Source organism: Rhodanobacter sp. MP7CTX1 (genome assembly GCF_014205795.1).
GTDB lineage: Bacteria > Pseudomonadota > Gammaproteobacteria > Xanthomonadales > Rhodanobacteraceae > Rhodanobacter.
Map to the genome: position 1 here is coordinate 1 of NZ_JACHCN010000028.1, position 16,158 is coordinate 16,158.

The 16,158-nt window shown below is 61.4% G+C and carries 12 protein-coding genes, 1 tRNA gene and 1 pseudogene; all 14 read left to right on the forward strand.

The features are described 5' to 3' along the window. Positions 1-94, forward strand: a pseudogene (locus HDE77_RS19910) (elongation factor Tu); the annotation flags it as partial. A gap of 108 nt (positions 95-202) precedes the next feature. After that, positions 203-278 (forward strand) — tRNA-Trp (locus tag HDE77_RS19915). 81 nt (positions 279-359) lie between these two features. Next, complete coding sequence (gene secE, locus HDE77_RS19920) at positions 360-755, forward strand: preprotein translocase subunit SecE (protein WP_184419669.1); 396 nt, start codon at positions 360-362, stop codon at positions 753-755. A gap of 10 nt (positions 756-765) precedes the next feature. Then, positions 766-1,326 carry a transcription termination/antitermination protein NusG gene (nusG, locus tag HDE77_RS19925; protein WP_184419670.1) on the forward strand — a complete coding sequence of 187 codons (561 nt, stop codon included), beginning with the start codon at positions 766-768 and terminating at the stop codon, positions 1,324-1,326. 299 nt (positions 1,327-1,625) lie between these two features. Continuing rightward, a complete protein-coding gene (gene rplK, locus HDE77_RS19930) occupies positions 1,626-2,054 on the forward strand; it encodes a 50S ribosomal protein L11 (protein WP_184419671.1) in 429 nt (142 codons plus the stop codon). A gap of 3 nt (positions 2,055-2,057) precedes the next feature. Beyond that, positions 2,058-2,765 (forward strand): 50S ribosomal protein L1, encoded by a 708-nt coding sequence (gene rplA, locus HDE77_RS19935; RefSeq protein ID WP_184419672.1) that lies wholly within the window; start codon positions 2,058-2,060, stop codon positions 2,763-2,765. Between the two features lie 345 nt (positions 2,766-3,110). Beyond that, complete coding sequence (gene rplJ / locus HDE77_RS19940) at positions 3,111-3,656, forward strand: 50S ribosomal protein L10 (RefSeq protein WP_184419673.1); 546 nt, start codon at positions 3,111-3,113, stop codon at positions 3,654-3,656. 45 nt (positions 3,657-3,701) lie between these two features. Then, positions 3,702-4,070, forward strand: a complete 369-nt coding sequence (gene rplL / locus HDE77_RS19945; RefSeq protein ID WP_184419674.1) for a 50S ribosomal protein L7/L12 — start codon at positions 3,702-3,704, stop codon at positions 4,068-4,070. A gap of 256 nt (positions 4,071-4,326) precedes the next feature. Further along, positions 4,327-8,490: a DNA-directed RNA polymerase subunit beta gene (gene rpoB, locus HDE77_RS19950; RefSeq protein ID WP_184419677.1), complete on the forward strand. Its 4,164-nt coding sequence runs from the start codon at positions 4,327-4,329 to the stop codon at positions 8,488-8,490. A gap of 25 nt (positions 8,491-8,515) precedes the next feature. After that, positions 8,516-12,730: a DNA-directed RNA polymerase subunit beta' gene (gene rpoC / locus HDE77_RS19955; RefSeq protein ID WP_184419675.1), complete on the forward strand. Its 4,215-nt coding sequence runs from the start codon at positions 8,516-8,518 to the stop codon at positions 12,728-12,730. A gap of 179 nt (positions 12,731-12,909) precedes the next feature. Further along, entirely contained in the window at positions 12,910-13,284 is a 375-nt protein-coding gene (rpsL, locus tag HDE77_RS19960; RefSeq protein WP_056386848.1) for a 30S ribosomal protein S12, read from the forward strand. A gap of 12 nt (positions 13,285-13,296) precedes the next feature. Further along, on the forward strand, positions 13,297-13,764 hold the full coding sequence (gene rpsG / locus HDE77_RS19965; RefSeq protein ID WP_072757771.1) for a 30S ribosomal protein S7: 468 nt from the start codon (positions 13,297-13,299) through the stop codon (positions 13,762-13,764). Between the two features lie 54 nt (positions 13,765-13,818). Continuing rightward, complete coding sequence (gene fusA, locus HDE77_RS19970; RefSeq protein ID WP_184419676.1) at positions 13,819-15,936, forward strand: elongation factor G; 2,118 nt, start codon at positions 13,819-13,821, stop codon at positions 15,934-15,936. Positions 15,937-16,042: 106 nt separating this feature from the next. After that, positions 16,043-16,158: GTP-binding protein (locus HDE77_RS19975; protein ID WP_155914192.1), on the forward strand; the 116-nt coding region annotated here is incomplete at its 3' end.

Consider the following 16,158-nt stretch of genomic DNA (forward strand, 5'->3'; position numbering starts at 1 on the left):
CCACCCGATCGCGATGGACGAAGGCCTGCGTTTCGCCATTCGCGAAGGCGGCCGTACCGTCGGCGCCGGCGTGGTGGCCAAGGTCATCAAGTAAGCGCGTTCATCAAGTAAGATACGGCAGCGCGCTTCGGCGCGACGCTTCAAGGTCACGGGGCGAGCGGATTAAAGCCGCTCGCCGTCGTGTTTCAAGTTCAAGCCATGTACGCCAGTAGCTCAATTGGCAGAGCAGCGGTCTCCAAAACCGCAGGTTGGGGGTTCAAGTCCCTCCTGGCGTGCCACTTCACCGAGGATCGACGTCGGGTGACGATGGCAAGGCCGGCCGCAGGGTCCGGCATGCTGCTGACACCTGATCACTGTGCATGAATACCAAGGCAGAACAGCCCAAGGGCACGAACGCCGCCGATATCGGCAAGCTGGTACTGGCGGGGCTGGTGCTGGTCGCCGGTATCGTCTCCTATTCCTGGTTCGGCAACAGCGGCAACATCCCATCCTCCGTGCTTCTGCTCGGCGTGCTGGCTGCGCTGGTGATTTCGCTGGCCATCGCCTCGTTCACCGCACTGGGGCGCCGGGTCCGTAACTACATCGCCGAATCGCAGTTCGAAATGCGCAAGGTGGTCTGGCCGACTCGTGACGAGACGCTGAAGACCACCGGTATCATCATCGTGGTGGTGATCATCCTGTCGCTGATGTTGGGTCTGATCGACTTGATCCTGAAGTCCGTCATTCTCGACTGGCTGCTGAAATTGGGTACCTGAGGTGGTGAGCATGAGCAAGCGTTGGTATGTGGTGCACGCCTATTCGGGTTTCGAGAATCAGGTGAAGCGTTCGCTCGAAGAAAGGATCCGCCGCGCCGAGATGGAAGAGCGTTTCGGCGAAGTGCTGGTGCCGACCGAAGAAGTCATCGAGATGCGCGGCGGCCAGAAGCGTCGCAGCGAGCGCAAGTTCTTCCCCGGCTACGTGCTGGTGCAGATCGAGACGAATACCGAGGGCAAGGCGCCGCGGATCGACGATGAGTGCTGGCATCTGATCAAGGAAACCCCGAAGGTCATGGGCTTCATTGGCGGTACCGCCGATCGTCCGCTGCCGATTCGTGACAGCGAAGCCGAGGCGATTCTCAGCCGGGTACGCGAGGGTGTGGAAAAGCCCCGTCCCAAGGTGCTGTTCGAGCCAGGCGAGATGGTCCGCGTCACCGAAGGCCCGTTCAACGATTTCAACGGCGTGGTCGAGGAAGTCAACTACGAGAAGAGCCGTTTGCGCGTCGCGGTGCTGATTTTTGGCCGCTCGACCCCGGTCGAACTCGAGTTCGGTCAGGTCGAGAAAGCGTAAGTAAAGGGTCGAGGGGCGAGTGGCGAGGGCGCAAGCTCGCGCGTCGCCCGCCTCCGGAATCCGCCTTGAAGGGTAGGTTGGGCGCCCTCGCTACTCGTCCCTAACCTCTTCTTGTCGCCCGCTGGCACGGGGCTTGCTGAGAGCTTGACAAATCTCTATACTGCTCGGTTCACGCTCGGGTCTCACGATCCGGCGTGTCCGTGTTTTCAGGATCGGCATGAGGCGGATCCGTTCCTTCCATCCATGGATCGGTGAACAGCGAGGAGCCGCAAGGCGCCTGGACTCGCGAGGAAAAATCAATGGCAAAGAAAGTCGTCGGTTACATCAAACTGCAGGTCAAGGCCGGTCAGGCCAACCCGTCGCCGCCGGTGGGCCCAGCCCTCGGTCAGCGCGGCCTGAACATCATGGAATTCTGCAAGGCGTTCAACGCCGCCACGCAGAAGATGGAGCCGGGTCTGCCGATTCCGGTGATCATCACCGCGTATTCCGATCGCAGCTTCACGTTCATCACCAAGACCCCGCCCGCCACGATCCTGCTGAAGAAGATCACTGGCGTTGCCAAGGGTTCGCCCAAGCCGAATACCGACAAGGTCGGCAAGGTCACCCGCAAGCAGCTGGAAGACGTTGCGAAGCAGAAGGAGCCGGATCTCACGGCTGCTGATCTCGACGCCGCGGTGCGCACCATTGCCGGTAGCGCCCGCAGCATGGGCCTTGTGGTGGAGGGTTAAGACATGACGAAGCTCACGAAGCGTATGAAGACCGCCCAGGCTGCCGTGCAGCCGGGCAAGCTGTATGGCCTGGAAGAAGCCCTGAAGATCGTCAAGGACAACGCCAAGGCGAAGTTCTCCGAGTCGGTGGACGTGTCCGTCCGTCTCGGCATCGATGCGAAGAAGTCCGACCAGGGCGTGCGTGGTTCCTCGCTGCTGCCGCACGGCACCGGCAAGACCGTCAAGGTTGCCGTGTTCTGCCCGCCCGGCGAGAAGGCCGAGGCTGCCAAGGCTGCCGGTGCAGACGCCGTCGGTATGGACGACCTGGCTGAGCGCATGCAGGCCGGTGATCTCGACTTCGGTCGTGTGATCGCCACGCCGGACGCGATGCGCGTGGTCGGTAAGCTCGGTCAGTTGCTTGGACCGCGCGGCCTGATGCCGAACCCGAAGGATGGCTCGGTCACCGCCGACGTCGCCAACGCCGTCAAGAACGCCAAGGCCGGCCAGGTGAAGTTCCGCAACGACAAGGCGGGCATCATCCACGCCACCATCGGCAAGGCCACGTTCGAGGCTGCCCAGCTTGCTGACAACCTCAACACGCTGATTGCCGACCTGCTGAAGGCCAAGCCGGCGACGGCGAAGGGTCAGTTCCTGCAGAAGGTTGCGCTGTCCAGCACGATGGGCGTCGGCGTTGCCGTCGATACCTCGTCGCTGAATCTGGCGGCCAAGTAAGAATCAAGTCCCGCGCCGGCGAAAGCCGGTGTGGGCAGTTTTTGAGGGCAGCCCTGGTTTAAACGCCGGAGCCGCCGTCAAAGACCGCAGGCGCAATCAGCGCGCGATGACGACGGGCAGGGAGCTCGTATCCGGCAGGGAATCGCCGTCGTCGCCAGCGGGATCGCTTAATCGGGTTCCCTCGTGAATCCGGCCTGCGCAGATGGTGCTGCCCCTACTGGAATGGTTCGACTGTTCTGGAAAGGCCAACACCCGGGACACCCTAGTGTCCCCGACGTCAGGGACGGCGTCGCCCAGGACCGCAAGCGGCAGGAGCCGTGAGCGGAGTTCAATTGGAGGAGTGCAATGGCTCTTAATCTGTCTCAGAAGCATGAAGTAGTCGCCGAACTGGCAGAAATCGCTGCGAAGGCTCACTCCTTGGTCGCTGCCGAGTATGCGGGCACCACGGTCGAGCAAATGACCGCGATGCGCAAGAAGGCCCGTGAATCCGGTGTGTTCCTGAAAGTTGTCAAGAACACGCTCGCTTCGCGCGCCGTGGTGGGTACCGAGTACGAGGTCGTCCAAGACGCCCTGGTCGGTCCGCTGCTGTACGCATTCTCGATGGAAGATCCCGGTGCTGCCGGGCGTCTGATCAAGGAATTCGCCAAGAGCAACGACAAGCTGAAGGCGAAAGTCGTCTCGGTGGAAGGCAAGTTGCTGCCGGCTGAGCACGTCGATGTGCTGGCCTCGCTGCCGACCCGCGAACAGGCCATGGCCATGTTGGCGCGTTTGCTGGCCGAACCGGCCTCGATGTTTGCCCGTGCCATCAAGGCCGTGGCCGACAAGCAGGGTGGTGGCGAAGTCGCCGCCGAAGCCCCTGTCGAAGTCGCGCCCGAGTCCGAGCCCGCCTAAGTTCGCTGTCTATTTAAATCGAATCCATTTCCAGAGGTAAATCAAATGTCCCTGTCCAACGAACAAATCGTTGAAGCCGTAGCCGCCAAGTCGCTGATGGAAGTGATGGACCTGGTCAAGGCCATCGAAGAGAAGTTTGGCGTTTCCGCTGCTGCCCCGGTTGCCGCTGCTGGTCCGGCCGCTGCTGCCGTGGTTGCTGAAGTGCAGACCGAGTTCGACGTCATCCTGAAGACCGCCGGCGCCAAAAAGGTCGACGTGATCAAGGCTGTTCGCGCGATCACCGGCCTGGGCCTGAAGGAAGCCAAGGACCTCACCGAGGCCGGTGGCGTCCTGAAGGAAGCCGTATCGAAGGAAGATGCCGAGAAGTTCAAGAAGGACCTCGAAGCTGCCGGCGCAACCGTCGAACTGAAGTAATCGGCGCCCTTGCGCGCCATCAGTTTGATCTAGCGTCAAGCAAGCCTGGGAGCGTGAGCTCCCGGGCTTTGCCTGCTTAGTCGGGCTGCTGAGGCGGAAAGGGGGAATGGAGAATGGAAAATTGGTCCAGACGGCGTTGAAGGCCCGGCCCGATTTTCCATTCTCGATTCCCAAATCCGCGGATTTGTCGAACATCTGATTTTTCATTCAGCCGGTGTGTGCACCACCGGCGTCACTGCGAACCGAGGCGCTACCGATCATGGCCTACTCGTTTACCGAGAAGAAACGCATCCGCAAGGATTTTGGCAAGCGTCCGCCCGTACTGGGCGTGCCGAACCTGCTGACCATCCAGACTGATTCCTACCGGGAGTTTCTGCAGGAGCATGTCGCGCCCAAACAGCGCGGCGAAAAGGGATTGCACGCGGCTTTGAAGTCCGTGTTCCCGATCACCAGCTATTCGGGCAATGCCGCACTTGAGTACGTCGACTATCGCCTCGGCGAGCCGGCGTTCGACGAGCGCGAATGCCGCAACCGCGGCATGACCTACGGTGCGCCGCTGCGCACCACCGTGCGTCTGGTCATTTATGACAAGGACAGCCCGGCGTCGAAGAAGGTCGTGAAGTACATCAAGGAGCAGGAAGTCTACATGGGCGAAATTCCGCTCATGACCGAGACCGGCACCTTCATCATCAACGGCACCGAGCGCGTCATCGTCTCGCAGCTGCATCGTTCGCCGGGCGTGTTCTTTGACCACGACCGTGGCAAGACGCACAGCTCGGGCAAACTGTTGTTCTCGGCGCGCGTCATTCCTTACCGCGGCTCCTGGCTGGACTTCGAGTTCGACCCGAAGGATGCGCTGTTCACGCGTATCGATCGTCGCCGCAAACTGCCGGTGACCGTGCTGCTGCGCGCGCTCGGCTACAACAATGAAGAGATGCTGGGCATCTTCTTCGAACACAACGTGTTCCACCTCGGCAAGAAGGGTGGCACCACGCTGGAGCTGATCGCCGAGCGTCTGCGCGGCGAGACCCTGAGCTTCGACCTGGCGATCGGTGGCAACGTGCTGGTGGAAGCCGGCAAGCGCATCACTGCGCGTCACGTGCGCCAGCTCGCGGCCGAGAACATCACCGCGCTGGAAGTGCCGGACGACTACCCGGTAGGCCGCATCGTGGCCACCGATATCGTCGACTCGAAGACCGGTGAACTGCTGGCTTCGGCGAATGACGAGATCACTGCCGAGCAGTTGGAAAACTTCCGCAAGGCCGGTATCGAGACGGTGCCGACGCTGTACGTCAACGATCTCGATCGTGGTGCGTACATCTCGCACACCCTGCGCATCGACAACACCAAGACGCCGCTGGAAGCGCTGGTGGAAATCTATCGCATGATGCGTCCGGGCGAGCCGCCGACCAAGGATGCCGCGCAGAATCTGTTCTTCAATCTGTTCTTCACGTTCGACCGCTACGACTTGTCGGCCGTCGGCCGCATGAAGTTCAACCGTCGCGTGGGCCGCAAGGAAATCCTCGGCCCGGGCGTGCTGTACGACCACAAGTACTTCAGCGAACGCAAGGAAGAAGAATCCCAGCGCCTGGTCAAGGAGCAGGGCGTAACGTCCGACATCCTCGACGTGCTGAAAGTGCTGATCGACATCAAGAACGGTCACGGTACCGTCGATGACATCGATCACCTGGGCAACCGTCGCGTGCGTTCGGTCGGCGAAATGGCCGAGAACACGTTCCGCATCGGTCTGGTGCGCGTGGAGCGTGCGGTGCGTGAGCGCCTGTCGCTGGCCGAGGCCGATGGCCTGACCCCGCAGGACCTGATCAATGCCAAGCCGGTTGCTGCTGCGGTGAAGGAGTTCTTTGGCTCCTCGCAGCTGTCCCAGTTCATGGATCAGAACAATCCGCTGTCGGAAGTGACGCACAAGCGCCGCGTCTCCGCGCTCGGGCCAGGTGGCCTGACCCGCGAACGCGCCGGCTTCGAAGTGCGCGACGTGCATCCGACCCACTACGGCCGCGTCTGCACCATCGAAACGCCGGAAGGCCCGAACATCGGCCTGATCAACTCGCTGGCCGTGTATGCCCGCACCAACTCGTATGGCTTCCTTGAGACGCCGTACCGCAAGGTTGCGCACAGCAAGGTCACCGACAAGGTCGATTACCTGTCGGCGATCGAAGAAGGCGATCACGTCATCGCGCAGGCGAACTCGCCGCTCGACAAGAATGGCGGTTTCGTCGAGGACTTCGTGTCCTGCCGTTTCCGTGGTGAATCCGAGCTGCGTCCGGCTAGCGAAGTCGACTACATGGACGTCTCGCCGATGCAGACCGTGTCGGTCGCAGCGGCACTGGTGCCGTTCCTCGAGCACGACGATGCGAACCGCGCCCTGATGGGTGCGAACATGCAGCGTCAGGCCGTTCCGACCCTGCGTTCGCAGACTCCGCTCGTAGGTACCGGCATCGAGCGCGCCGTGGCGCGTGACTCCGGCGTCATCGTCAGCGCCAAGCGCGGTGGCGTGATCGACCAGGTTGATGCGGCCCGTATCGTGGTGCGCGTGACCGAGAGCGAAGTTGGCGACAACGACGCTGGCGTCGATATCTACACGCTGACCAAGTACACCCGTTCCAACCAGAACACCAACCTCAACCAGCGTCCGCTGGTGAATGTGGGTGACGTGGTGGAGAAGGGCGATACGCTGGCCGACGGTTCGTCGACCGATCTGGGCGAGCTCGCGCTCGGCCAGAACATGCTGATCGCGTTCATGCCGTGGAACGGCTACAACTTCGAAGACTCGATCCTGCTCTCCGAGCGCGTCGTGCAGGAAGACCGCTACACCTCGATCCATATCGAGGAGCTGTCCTGCATCGCGCGTGATACGAAGCTGGGCGCCGAGGAAATCACCGCCGACATCCCGAACGTGGGCGAACAGGCGCTGGCGCGTCTGGACGAGTCGGGCATCGTCTACATCGGTGCGGAAGTGAAGGCCGGCGACATCATGGTCGGCAAGGTCACGCCGAAGGGCGAAAGCCAGCTGACGCCGGAAGAGAAGCTGCTGCGTGCGATCTTCGGCGAGAAGGCGTCCGACGTTAAGGACAGCTCGCTGCGTGTGCCGCCGGGTATGGACGGCACCGTCATCGACGTGCAGGTGTTCACCCGCGACGGCATCGAGAAAGACAAGCGCGCCAAGCAGATCGAGGAAACCGAGGTCAAGCGGGTCCGCAAGGATCTGGACGACCAGTTCCGCATTCTGGAAGGCGCGATCTACAGTCGTATGCGTACCCAGCTCGTCGGCAAGTCCGCGATGAGCGGTCCGGGCGGCCTGAAGCGCGGCACCGAAATCACTGATGCCTATCTGGACGGCCTGAAGAAGGACGACTGGTTCAAGGTCAACGTGAAGGACGAGGAAGTTACCGAGTTCCTCGAGCGCGCGGCTGATCAGGTCAAGCGTCACAAGGAAGAATTCGACAAGCGCTTCAAGGAAAAGCAGGGCAAGATCACCCAGGGCGACGATCTGGCACCGGGCGTGCTGAAGATGGTCAAGGTGTTCCTGGCCGTGAAGCGTCGCATCCAGCCGGGCGACAAGATGGCTGGTCGTCACGGCAACAAGGGTGTCGTCTCCAACGTGGTGCCGGTCGAAGACATGCCGTACTCCGCTGACGGCGTGCCGGTCGACATCGTGCTGAACCCGCTGGGCGTGCCTTCGCGTATGAACATCGGGCAGATTCTGGAAGTCCATCTGGGCTGGGCCGCAAAGGGCCTGGGCAAGAAGATCCAGAAGATGCTCGAAGCGCAGGAGAAGGTCGGCAAGATCCGTGAGTTCCTCGACCAGATCTACAACAGCCATGTGGCTGGTGCCGTGCAGTACGTCGACCTGAAGTCGCTCACCGACAAGGAGATCTTCACGCTCGCCACCAATCTGCAGGAAGGCGTGCCGATGGCAACGCCGGTCTTCGATGGTGCGGAGGAAACCGAGATCAAGGCGATGCTGCGGCTGGCGGATCTGCCCGAGTCGGGTCAGACCATGCTGTATGACGGTCGCACCGGCGAAGCGTTCGATCGCCCGGTCACCGTCGGCTACATGCATTACCTCAAGCTCAACCACTTGGTTGACGACAAGATGCACGCACGCTCCACCGGTCCGTACTCGCTGGTTACCCAGCAGCCGTTGGGCGGCAAGGCGCAGTTCGGCGGTCAGCGCTTCGGTGAGATGGAAGTGTGGGCGCTGGAAGCCTACGGCGCGGCTTACACCCTGCAGGAAATGCTGACGGTGAAGTCCGATGACGTGCAGGGCCGCAACCAGATGTACAAGAACATTGTCGACGGTAACCATGAGATGTCCGCAGGTATGCCGGAGTCCTTCAACGTGTTGGTGAAGGAAATCCGCTCGCTTGCCATCGATATCGATCTGGAAGAGATCAAGTGACCCGCGCAGTCACAGGAGCCATGCAATGAAAGATCTGCTCAATTTGTTCAATCAGCAGCGCGCGACGCCGGATTTTGACGCGATCAAGATCGCGCTGGCCTCGCCGGAGCTGATCCGTTCGTGGTCATACGGCGAAGTAAAAAAGCCGGAAACCATCAACTACCGTACGTTCAAGCCGGAGCGTGATGGCCTGTTCTGCGCCGCGATCTTCGGACCGGTGAAGGACTACGAGTGCCTGTGCGGCAAGTACAAGCGCATGAAGCATCGTGGTGTGGTCTGCGAAAAGTGCGGCACCGAAGTCACCTTGGCCAAGGTGCGTCGCGAGCGCATGGGCCACATCGAGCTGGCCAGCCCGACCGCGCACATCTGGTTCCTCAAGTCGCTGCCGTCGCGCATCGGCCTGATGCTGGACATGACGCTGCGTGACATCGAGCGCATCCTGTACTTCGAGGCGTTCGTGGTGATCGATCCGGGCATGACCGCGCTTGAGCGCGGCCAGCTGCTCAGCGAAGACCAGTACCTGGAAGCGACCGAAGAACACGGTGACGAGTTCGACGCGCGGATGGGTGCCGAGGCTGTCTATCAGCTGCTGAAGTCGCTGGATCTGCCGGGCGAAGTGATCCGCCTGAAGGAAGAGATCGGTTCGACCAATTCCGAGACCAAGCTGAAGCGGCTGACCAAGCGCGTCAAGCTGATCGAGGCGTTCCTGGAATCCGGCAACAAGCCGGAGTGGATGGTCCTGACCGTACTGCCCGTGCTGCCGCCGGATCTGCGTCCGCTGGTGCCGCTGGACGGTGGCCGTTTCGCGACCTCGGATCTGAACGATCTGTACCGCCGCGTGATCAACCGCAACAATCGCCTGAAGCGTCTGCTCGAGCTCAATGCGCCCGACATCATCGTGCGCAACGAGAAGCGCATGCTGCAGGAGTCGGTCGATGCGCTGCTCGACAACGGTCGTCGCGGTCGTGCCATCACCGGCACCAACAAGCGCGCGCTGAAGTCGCTCGCCGACATGATCAAGGGCAAGCAGGGCCGCTTCCGCCAGAATCTTCTGGGCAAGCGCGTGGACTACTCCGGTCGTTCCGTGATCGTGGTCGGTCCGACCCTGCGTCTGCACCAGTGCGGTCTGCCGAAGAAGATGGCGCTTGAGCTGTTCAAGCCGTTCATCTTCGCCAAGCTGCAGGCGCGTGGCGAAGCCACCACCATCAAGGCGGCGAAGAAGCTGGTCGAGCGCGAGGAAGCCCAGGTGTGGGACATCCTCGAAGAAGTGATCCGCGAACATCCGGTGCTGCTGAACCGTGCGCCGACGCTGCATCGTCTGGGCATCCAGGCGTTCGAGCCGAAGCTGATTGAAGGCAAGGCGATCCAGCTGCATCCGCTGGTTTGTACCGCGTTCAACGCCGACTTCGACGGCGATCAGATGGCCGTCCATGTGCCGCTGTCGATCGAGGCGCAGCTGGAAGCGCGTACGCTGATGATGTCGTCCAACAACATCCTCAGCCCCGCCAACGGCGAGCCGATCATCGTGCCGACGCAGGACGTCGTGCTGGGTCTGTATTACATGACCCGCGAGCTGATCAACGTCAAGGGCACCGGCATGGTGTTCTCCGGCATTGCCGAGGCACGTCGTGCGTATGACAACCGTGCAGTCGAACTGCATGCCAAGGTCAAGGTTCGCCTGAAGCTGGTGAACATTGCCGAAGACGGCACGCGCACCAACGAGACCAAGCTGGTCGAGACCACCGTGGGCCGTGCACTGCTGGCGGAAATCCTGCCGGAAGGCCTGCCGTTCGAGCTGGCCAACACCGAGCTGACCAAGAAGGCCATCTCGCGTCTGATCAACTCCAGCTATCGCTTGCTGGGCTTGAAAGAAACCGTCGTGTTCGCCGACAAGCTGATGTACACCGGCTTCCGTTTCGCGACGCGTGCCGGTATCTCGATCGGCATCGATGACATGCTGATCCCGGATGAGAAGAAGCCGATCCTGCACGAAGCAGAAAAGGAAGTCGTCGAGATCCAGCAGCAGTATCAGTCGGGTCTGGTCACCGCCGGCGAGCGTTACAACAAGGTCGTCGACATCTGGTCGCGTACCAGCGAGCTGGTGGCGAAGGCGATGATCGACGGTATCGGCACCGAGAAGGTGATCGACGCCGACGGCAAGACGGTCAACCAGAAGTCGATGAACTCGCTGTACATCATGGCCGACTCCGGCGCCCGTGGTTCCGTGGCGCAGATTCGTCAGCTGGCTGGTATGCGCGGCTTGATGGCGCGTCCGGATGGCTCGATCATCGAGACCCCGATCAAGGCGAACTTCCGCGAAGGCCTGAACGTTCTGCAGTACTTCAACTCGACCCACGGCGCTCGTAAGGGCCTCGCGGATACCGCGTTGAAGACCGCGAACTCCGGTTACCTCACGCGTCGTCTGGTCGACGTGGCGCAGGACGTCGTGATCACGATGGACGATTGCGGCACCGAGAACGGCGTCATCATGCAGCCGATCGTTGAAGGCGGCGATGTGGTCGAGCCGTTGCGCGAGCGCGTGCTCGGCCGTGTGGTGGTCGAGGACGTCTATGCACCGGGCGATGACGATCAGGCGATCGTCACCCGCGACACGCTGCTCAACGAGGCCCTCGTTGAGAAGCTCGACAAGGCTGGCGTGCAGATCCTCAAGGTCCGTTCGCCGATCACCTGCGAAGCCGCTCACGGTGTTTGCAAGCTGTGCTACGGCCGCGATCTGGCCCGTGGCCATCTGGTCAACATGGGCGAGGCCGTGGGTGTGGTCGCCGCGCAGTCGATCGGTGAGCCGGGTACCCAGCTGACCATGCGTACGTTCCACATCGGTGGTGCGGCTTCGCGTGCGGCAGCCGTGGACAACGTCACGGTGAAGACCACCGGTTCGTTGAAGTTCAACAACCTGAAGTCCGTGCAGCACAAGCAGGGCCACCTGGTGGCCGTGTCGCGTTCCGGTGAAGTCAGCGTCATCGACGTCAACGGTCGCGAGCGCGAGCGCTACAAGGTGCCTTACGGTGCCACCATCGCGGTCAAGGACGGTGCGCCGGTGAAGCCGGGCCAGACGGTAGCCAACTGGGATCCGCATACCCATCCGATCGTCACGGAAGTGGCCGGTGTGGTGCGCTTCATCGACTTCCTCGATGGCGTCACCGTGCAGAGCCAGACCGATGACCTGACGGGTCTGGAATCGGCCGTGGTCACCGATCCGAAGCGTCGCGGTACGCAGGCGAAGGATCTGCGTCCGATCGTGCGCCTGGAAGACAGCAAGGGCCGTGAGCTCAAGCTGCCGGGCACCGACATTGCCGCGCAGTACTTCCTGCCGGCCGGTGCGATCGTGTCGATCCAGAACGGTGCCGAAGTGGGCGTGGGCGACGTGGTTGCCCGTATCCCGCAGGAAACCTCGAAGACCCGCGATATCACCGGCGGTCTGCCGCGCGTGGCCGATCTGTTCGAAGCGCGCAAGCCGAAAGAGCCGGCGATCCTCGCCGAGCGCTCAGGCATCATCAGCTTCGGCAAGGACACCAAGGGCAAGCAGCGCCTGATCATCAAGGATGTCGACGGCAACGAGCACGAAGAGCTGATTCCGAAATGGCGTCAGGTCATCGTGTTCGAAGGCGAGCATGTGGAGAAGGGCGAAACCGTCGTCGACGGCGAGCCGAGCCCGCATGACATCCTGCGCCTGCTGGGCGTGGAGCCGCTGGCCTCGTACCTGGTCAAGGAAATCCAGGACGTGTATCGCCTGCAGGGCGTGAAGATCAACGACAAGCACATCGAAGCGATCATTCGCCAGATGCTGCGCAAGGTCGAGATCTCCGAGCCGGGCGACAGCCATTACCTCCGTGGCGAGCAGGTCGAGCGCGTGCGCATCAATGGCGAGAACGATCGTGCGATCGCCAAGGGTGAGCGTCCGGCTGAGTACGTGTCGGTGCTGCTGGGCATCACCAAGGCCTCGCTGGCAACCGAGTCGTTCATCTCGGCGGCTTCGTTCCAGGAGACCACCCGCGTGTTGACCGAAGCTGCGGTTCGCGGCACACGTGACACCTTGCGTGGCCTGAAGGAAAATGTTATTGTCGGCCGTCTTATTCCGGCAGGTACGGGTCTGGCGTACCACGCAGCGCGTCGTCGCCAGGGCGGTTTGTCCGCCTCGGATCTGGAGACTCTCTCCAGTTCCACGCCTGCAGCCTCGTTCGCCGAGGCTCCGGTCGGTAGTGATAACGGTGTCGAGTAAGTCCTTTCAGGGCTTCACTCGCTAGACATACGAAATGAGGTGCATGGACGCACCTCGTGTTCGGGTCATGGATGGCAGGAGCGTTGGGTTGCCTATGGCGGCCTGCTCATGTTAAATTCCCGCTTCTTGGCAGACCGAGCTTATTCGGGCTGCCTTTATGTTTTCAGGAACAGCTTCGCATGACGACAGTCAACCAATTGGTGCGCAAATCCCGCAGCCCGAAGACCTACAAAAGTGGGTCGCCGGCACTGCAGAGCAGCCCGCAGCGTCGTGGTGTTTGCACACGCGTCTACACGACCACCCCGAAAAAGCCGAACTCGGCCCTGCGCAAGGTCGCCAAAGTGCGCCTGACCAACGGCTTCGAGATCATCAGCTACATCGGTGGTGAAGGTCACAATCTGCAGGAGCACTCGGTGGTGCTGATCCGCGGCGGTCGCGTCAAGGATCTTCCGGGTGTTCGTTATCACACAGTGCGCGGCAGCCTCGATTGCGCTGGTGTCACCAAGCGTCGTCAATCGCGCTCGAAGTACGGCGCCAAGCGCCCGAAGAAGTAAAGGACTCGAAACATGTCGCGTAAAGGTTCACATCCCGCCCGTCTGATCCTCCCGGATCCCAAGCACGGCAGCCAGCTGATCGCCCGCTTCATCAACATGGTGATGAAGAGCGGCAAGAAGTCTGTCGCCGAAAGCATTGTTTACGGTGCGTTGCAGCACATTGGCGAAAAGAACGCCGAGCCGGTGGCTCTGGTCGAAAAGGCGCTGAACAACATCGCTCCGGCGGTCGAGGTCAAGTCGCGCCGCGTCGGTGGTGCCACCTACCAGGTGCCGGTTGAAGTGCGTCCGGGTCGCCGTATGGCGCTGGCGATGCGCTGGGTCATCGATGCCGCCCGTAAGCGTGGCGAGACCTCGATGCCGCGCAAGCTGGCTGCCGAGCTGCTCGAGGCTTCCGAAAGCCGCGGCGGCGCTGCCAAGAAGCGCGAAGAGACGCACCGTATGGCGGAAGCCAACAAGGCGTTCTCGCACTACCGCTGGTAAGCAAGGCGTCAAGCGAGACATTGCGTCACAGCAAGTACGAAAGAGGTTATTCCCGTGGCACGCACCACTCCCATCGAGCGCTATCGTAATTTCGGCATCATGGCCCACATCGATGCCGGTAAGACCACGACTACGGAGCGCATCCTGTTCTACACCGGCGTCAGTCACAAGATTGGCGAGGTGCATGACGGTGCCGCAACGATGGACTGGATGGAGCAGGAGCAGGAGCGCGGGATAACCATTACGTCGGCAGCCACGACGGCGTTCTGGAAGGGTATGGATGGTTCGTTGGAGCAACATCGCTTCAACATCATCGATACCCCGGGACACGTCGACTTCACTATCGAAGTCGAGCGTTCACTGCGCGTGCTGGATGGCGCGGTGTTCGTGTTGTGTGCGGTCGGCGGCGTGCAGCCGCAGTCCGAGACGGTTTGGCGTCAGGCCAACAAGTACAAAGTGCCGCGTCTTGCGTTCGTCAACAAGATGGACCGCACCGGCGCCAACTTCGACAAGGTCGTCGCTCAGCTGAAGGCACGCCTTGGTGCGCATCCGGTGCCGATGCAGGTGCCGATCGGTGCCGAAGACGGCTTCGAAGGCGTGGTCGATCTGCTGAAGATGAAAGCGATTGTCTGGGACATGGAGTCCCAGGGCATGAAGTTCGAGTACCGCGAAATTCCGGCGAACCTGGTTGATCAGGCTGCCGAGGCGCATGCCTTCATGGTGGAGTCTGCTGCCGAAGCCAACGAAGATCTGATGAACAAGTATCTCGAAGAGGGTGACCTCAGCGAGAGCGAAATCATTGGCGGTCTTCGTCTGCGCACGCTCGCTAACGAAGTTATTCCGGTCTACTGCGGTACGGCGTTCAAGAACAAGGGCGTGCAGGCGATGCTCGATGCGGTGGTGCAGTTGCTGCCATCGCCGTCCGATCGTCCGCCGGTCGCCGGTCTTGATGAAGACGACAAGGAAATCACGCGCAAGGCCGAGGATTCGGCGCCGTTCTCCGCGCTCGCGTTCAAGATCATGACCGATCCGTTCGTCGGTTCGCTGACCTTCTTCCGTGTTTACTCCGGTACGCTGAAATCCGGCGATGCCGTTTACAACCCGATCAAGAGCAAGAAAGAGCGCATCGGCCGCATTCTGCAGATGCACGCGAACGAGCGTCAGGAGCTGAAGGAAGTCTGTGCCGGCGATATCGCCGCTGCAGTCGGCCTGAAGGACGTGACGACCGGTGACACGCTGTGCGCGCAGGATCACATCATCACCCTGGAGCGCATGACGTTCCCGGAGCCGGTGATCTCGATGGCGGTCGAGCCGAAGACCAAGTCGGACCAGGAAAAGATGGGTGTCGCGCTGGGGCGTCTTGCCTCGGAAGATCCGTCGTTCCGGGTGCGCACGGACGAAGAATCAGGCCAGACGATCATCTCGGGCATGGGCGAGCTTCACCTGGATATCCTGGTGGACCGCATGCGTCGCGAGTTCAACGTCGAGGCGAATGTCGGCAAGCCGCAGGTGGCTTACCGCGAGACGATCCGCTCGTCGGACGTCAAATCAGATTACAAGCACGCCAAGCAGTCCGGTGGTAAGGGTCAGTACGGTCACGTCGTGATCGAGCTGTCCCCGATGACCGAGGCCGACCGCGCCGATCCGAACGTGAAGAATGATTTCCTCTTCATCAACGACATCACCGGTGGCGTGATTCCGAAGGAATTCATCCCGTCGGTCGAAAAGGGTTTGCGCGAGACCATCACCAGCGGTCCGCTGGCCGGCTTCCCGGTCGTGGGCGTGAAGGTAAAACTCGTGTTCGGTTCGTACCACGATGTCGACTCGTCCGAAATGGCGTTCAAGCTCGCCGCATCGATGGCGTTCAAGCAGGGCTTCGCGAAAGCGTCGCCGGTACTGCTTGAGCCGATCATGAAGATCGAAGTGGTGACGCCGGAAGAGTACGTCGGTGACGTGATGGGCGACATGAGTCGCCGTCGTGGCCTGCTTCAGGGCCAGGACGACACGCCGTCGGGCAAGACCATCGATGCGATGGTTCCGCTGGGCGAGATGTTCGGTTACGCGACGACCATTCGTTCGCTGACCCAGGGCCGCGCCACGTTCACGATGGAATTCGACCATTACGCCGAAGCGCCAAACAACATCGCCGAGCAGGTCATGAAGAAGGCCTGATAAGGGCTTTCTGCTTAATTAGTGCGATCATCCGTGATCGCGTGGATCAAGGAGCGGCCATTCATGGCCGCACTAATTAGTTCGTTTTTATATAGAGGTTTGAGTCATGGCAAAGGGTAAGTTCGAGCGCACCAAGCCGCACGTCAACGTCGGCACGATTGGTCACGTGGATCACGGCAAGACGACGCTGACGGCAGCGCTGACCAAGGTCGGTGCGGAACG

Coding starts and splice junctions, on each gene's coding strand:
- rpsG (WP_072757771.1), top strand. CDS start 13,297: ATGTCGCGTAAAGGTTCACATCCCGCCCGTCTGATCCTCCCGGATCCC.
- rplL (WP_184419674.1), top strand. CDS start 3,702: ATGTCCCTGTCCAACGAACAAATCGTTGAAGCCGTAGCCGCCAAGTCG.
- nusG (WP_184419670.1), top strand. CDS start 766: ATGAGCAAGCGTTGGTATGTGGTGCACGCCTATTCGGGTTTCGAGAAT.
- rplK (WP_184419671.1), top strand. CDS start 1,626: ATGGCAAAGAAAGTCGTCGGTTACATCAAACTGCAGGTCAAGGCCGGT.
- rpoC (WP_184419675.1), top strand. CDS start 8,516: ATGAAAGATCTGCTCAATTTGTTCAATCAGCAGCGCGCGACGCCGGAT.
- rplJ (WP_184419673.1), top strand. CDS start 3,111: ATGGCTCTTAATCTGTCTCAGAAGCATGAAGTAGTCGCCGAACTGGCA.
- rplA (WP_184419672.1), top strand. CDS start 2,058: ATGACGAAGCTCACGAAGCGTATGAAGACCGCCCAGGCTGCCGTGCAG.
- secE (WP_184419669.1), top strand. CDS start 360: ATGAATACCAAGGCAGAACAGCCCAAGGGCACGAACGCCGCCGATATC.
- rpsL (WP_056386848.1), top strand. CDS start 12,910: ATGACGACAGTCAACCAATTGGTGCGCAAATCCCGCAGCCCGAAGACC.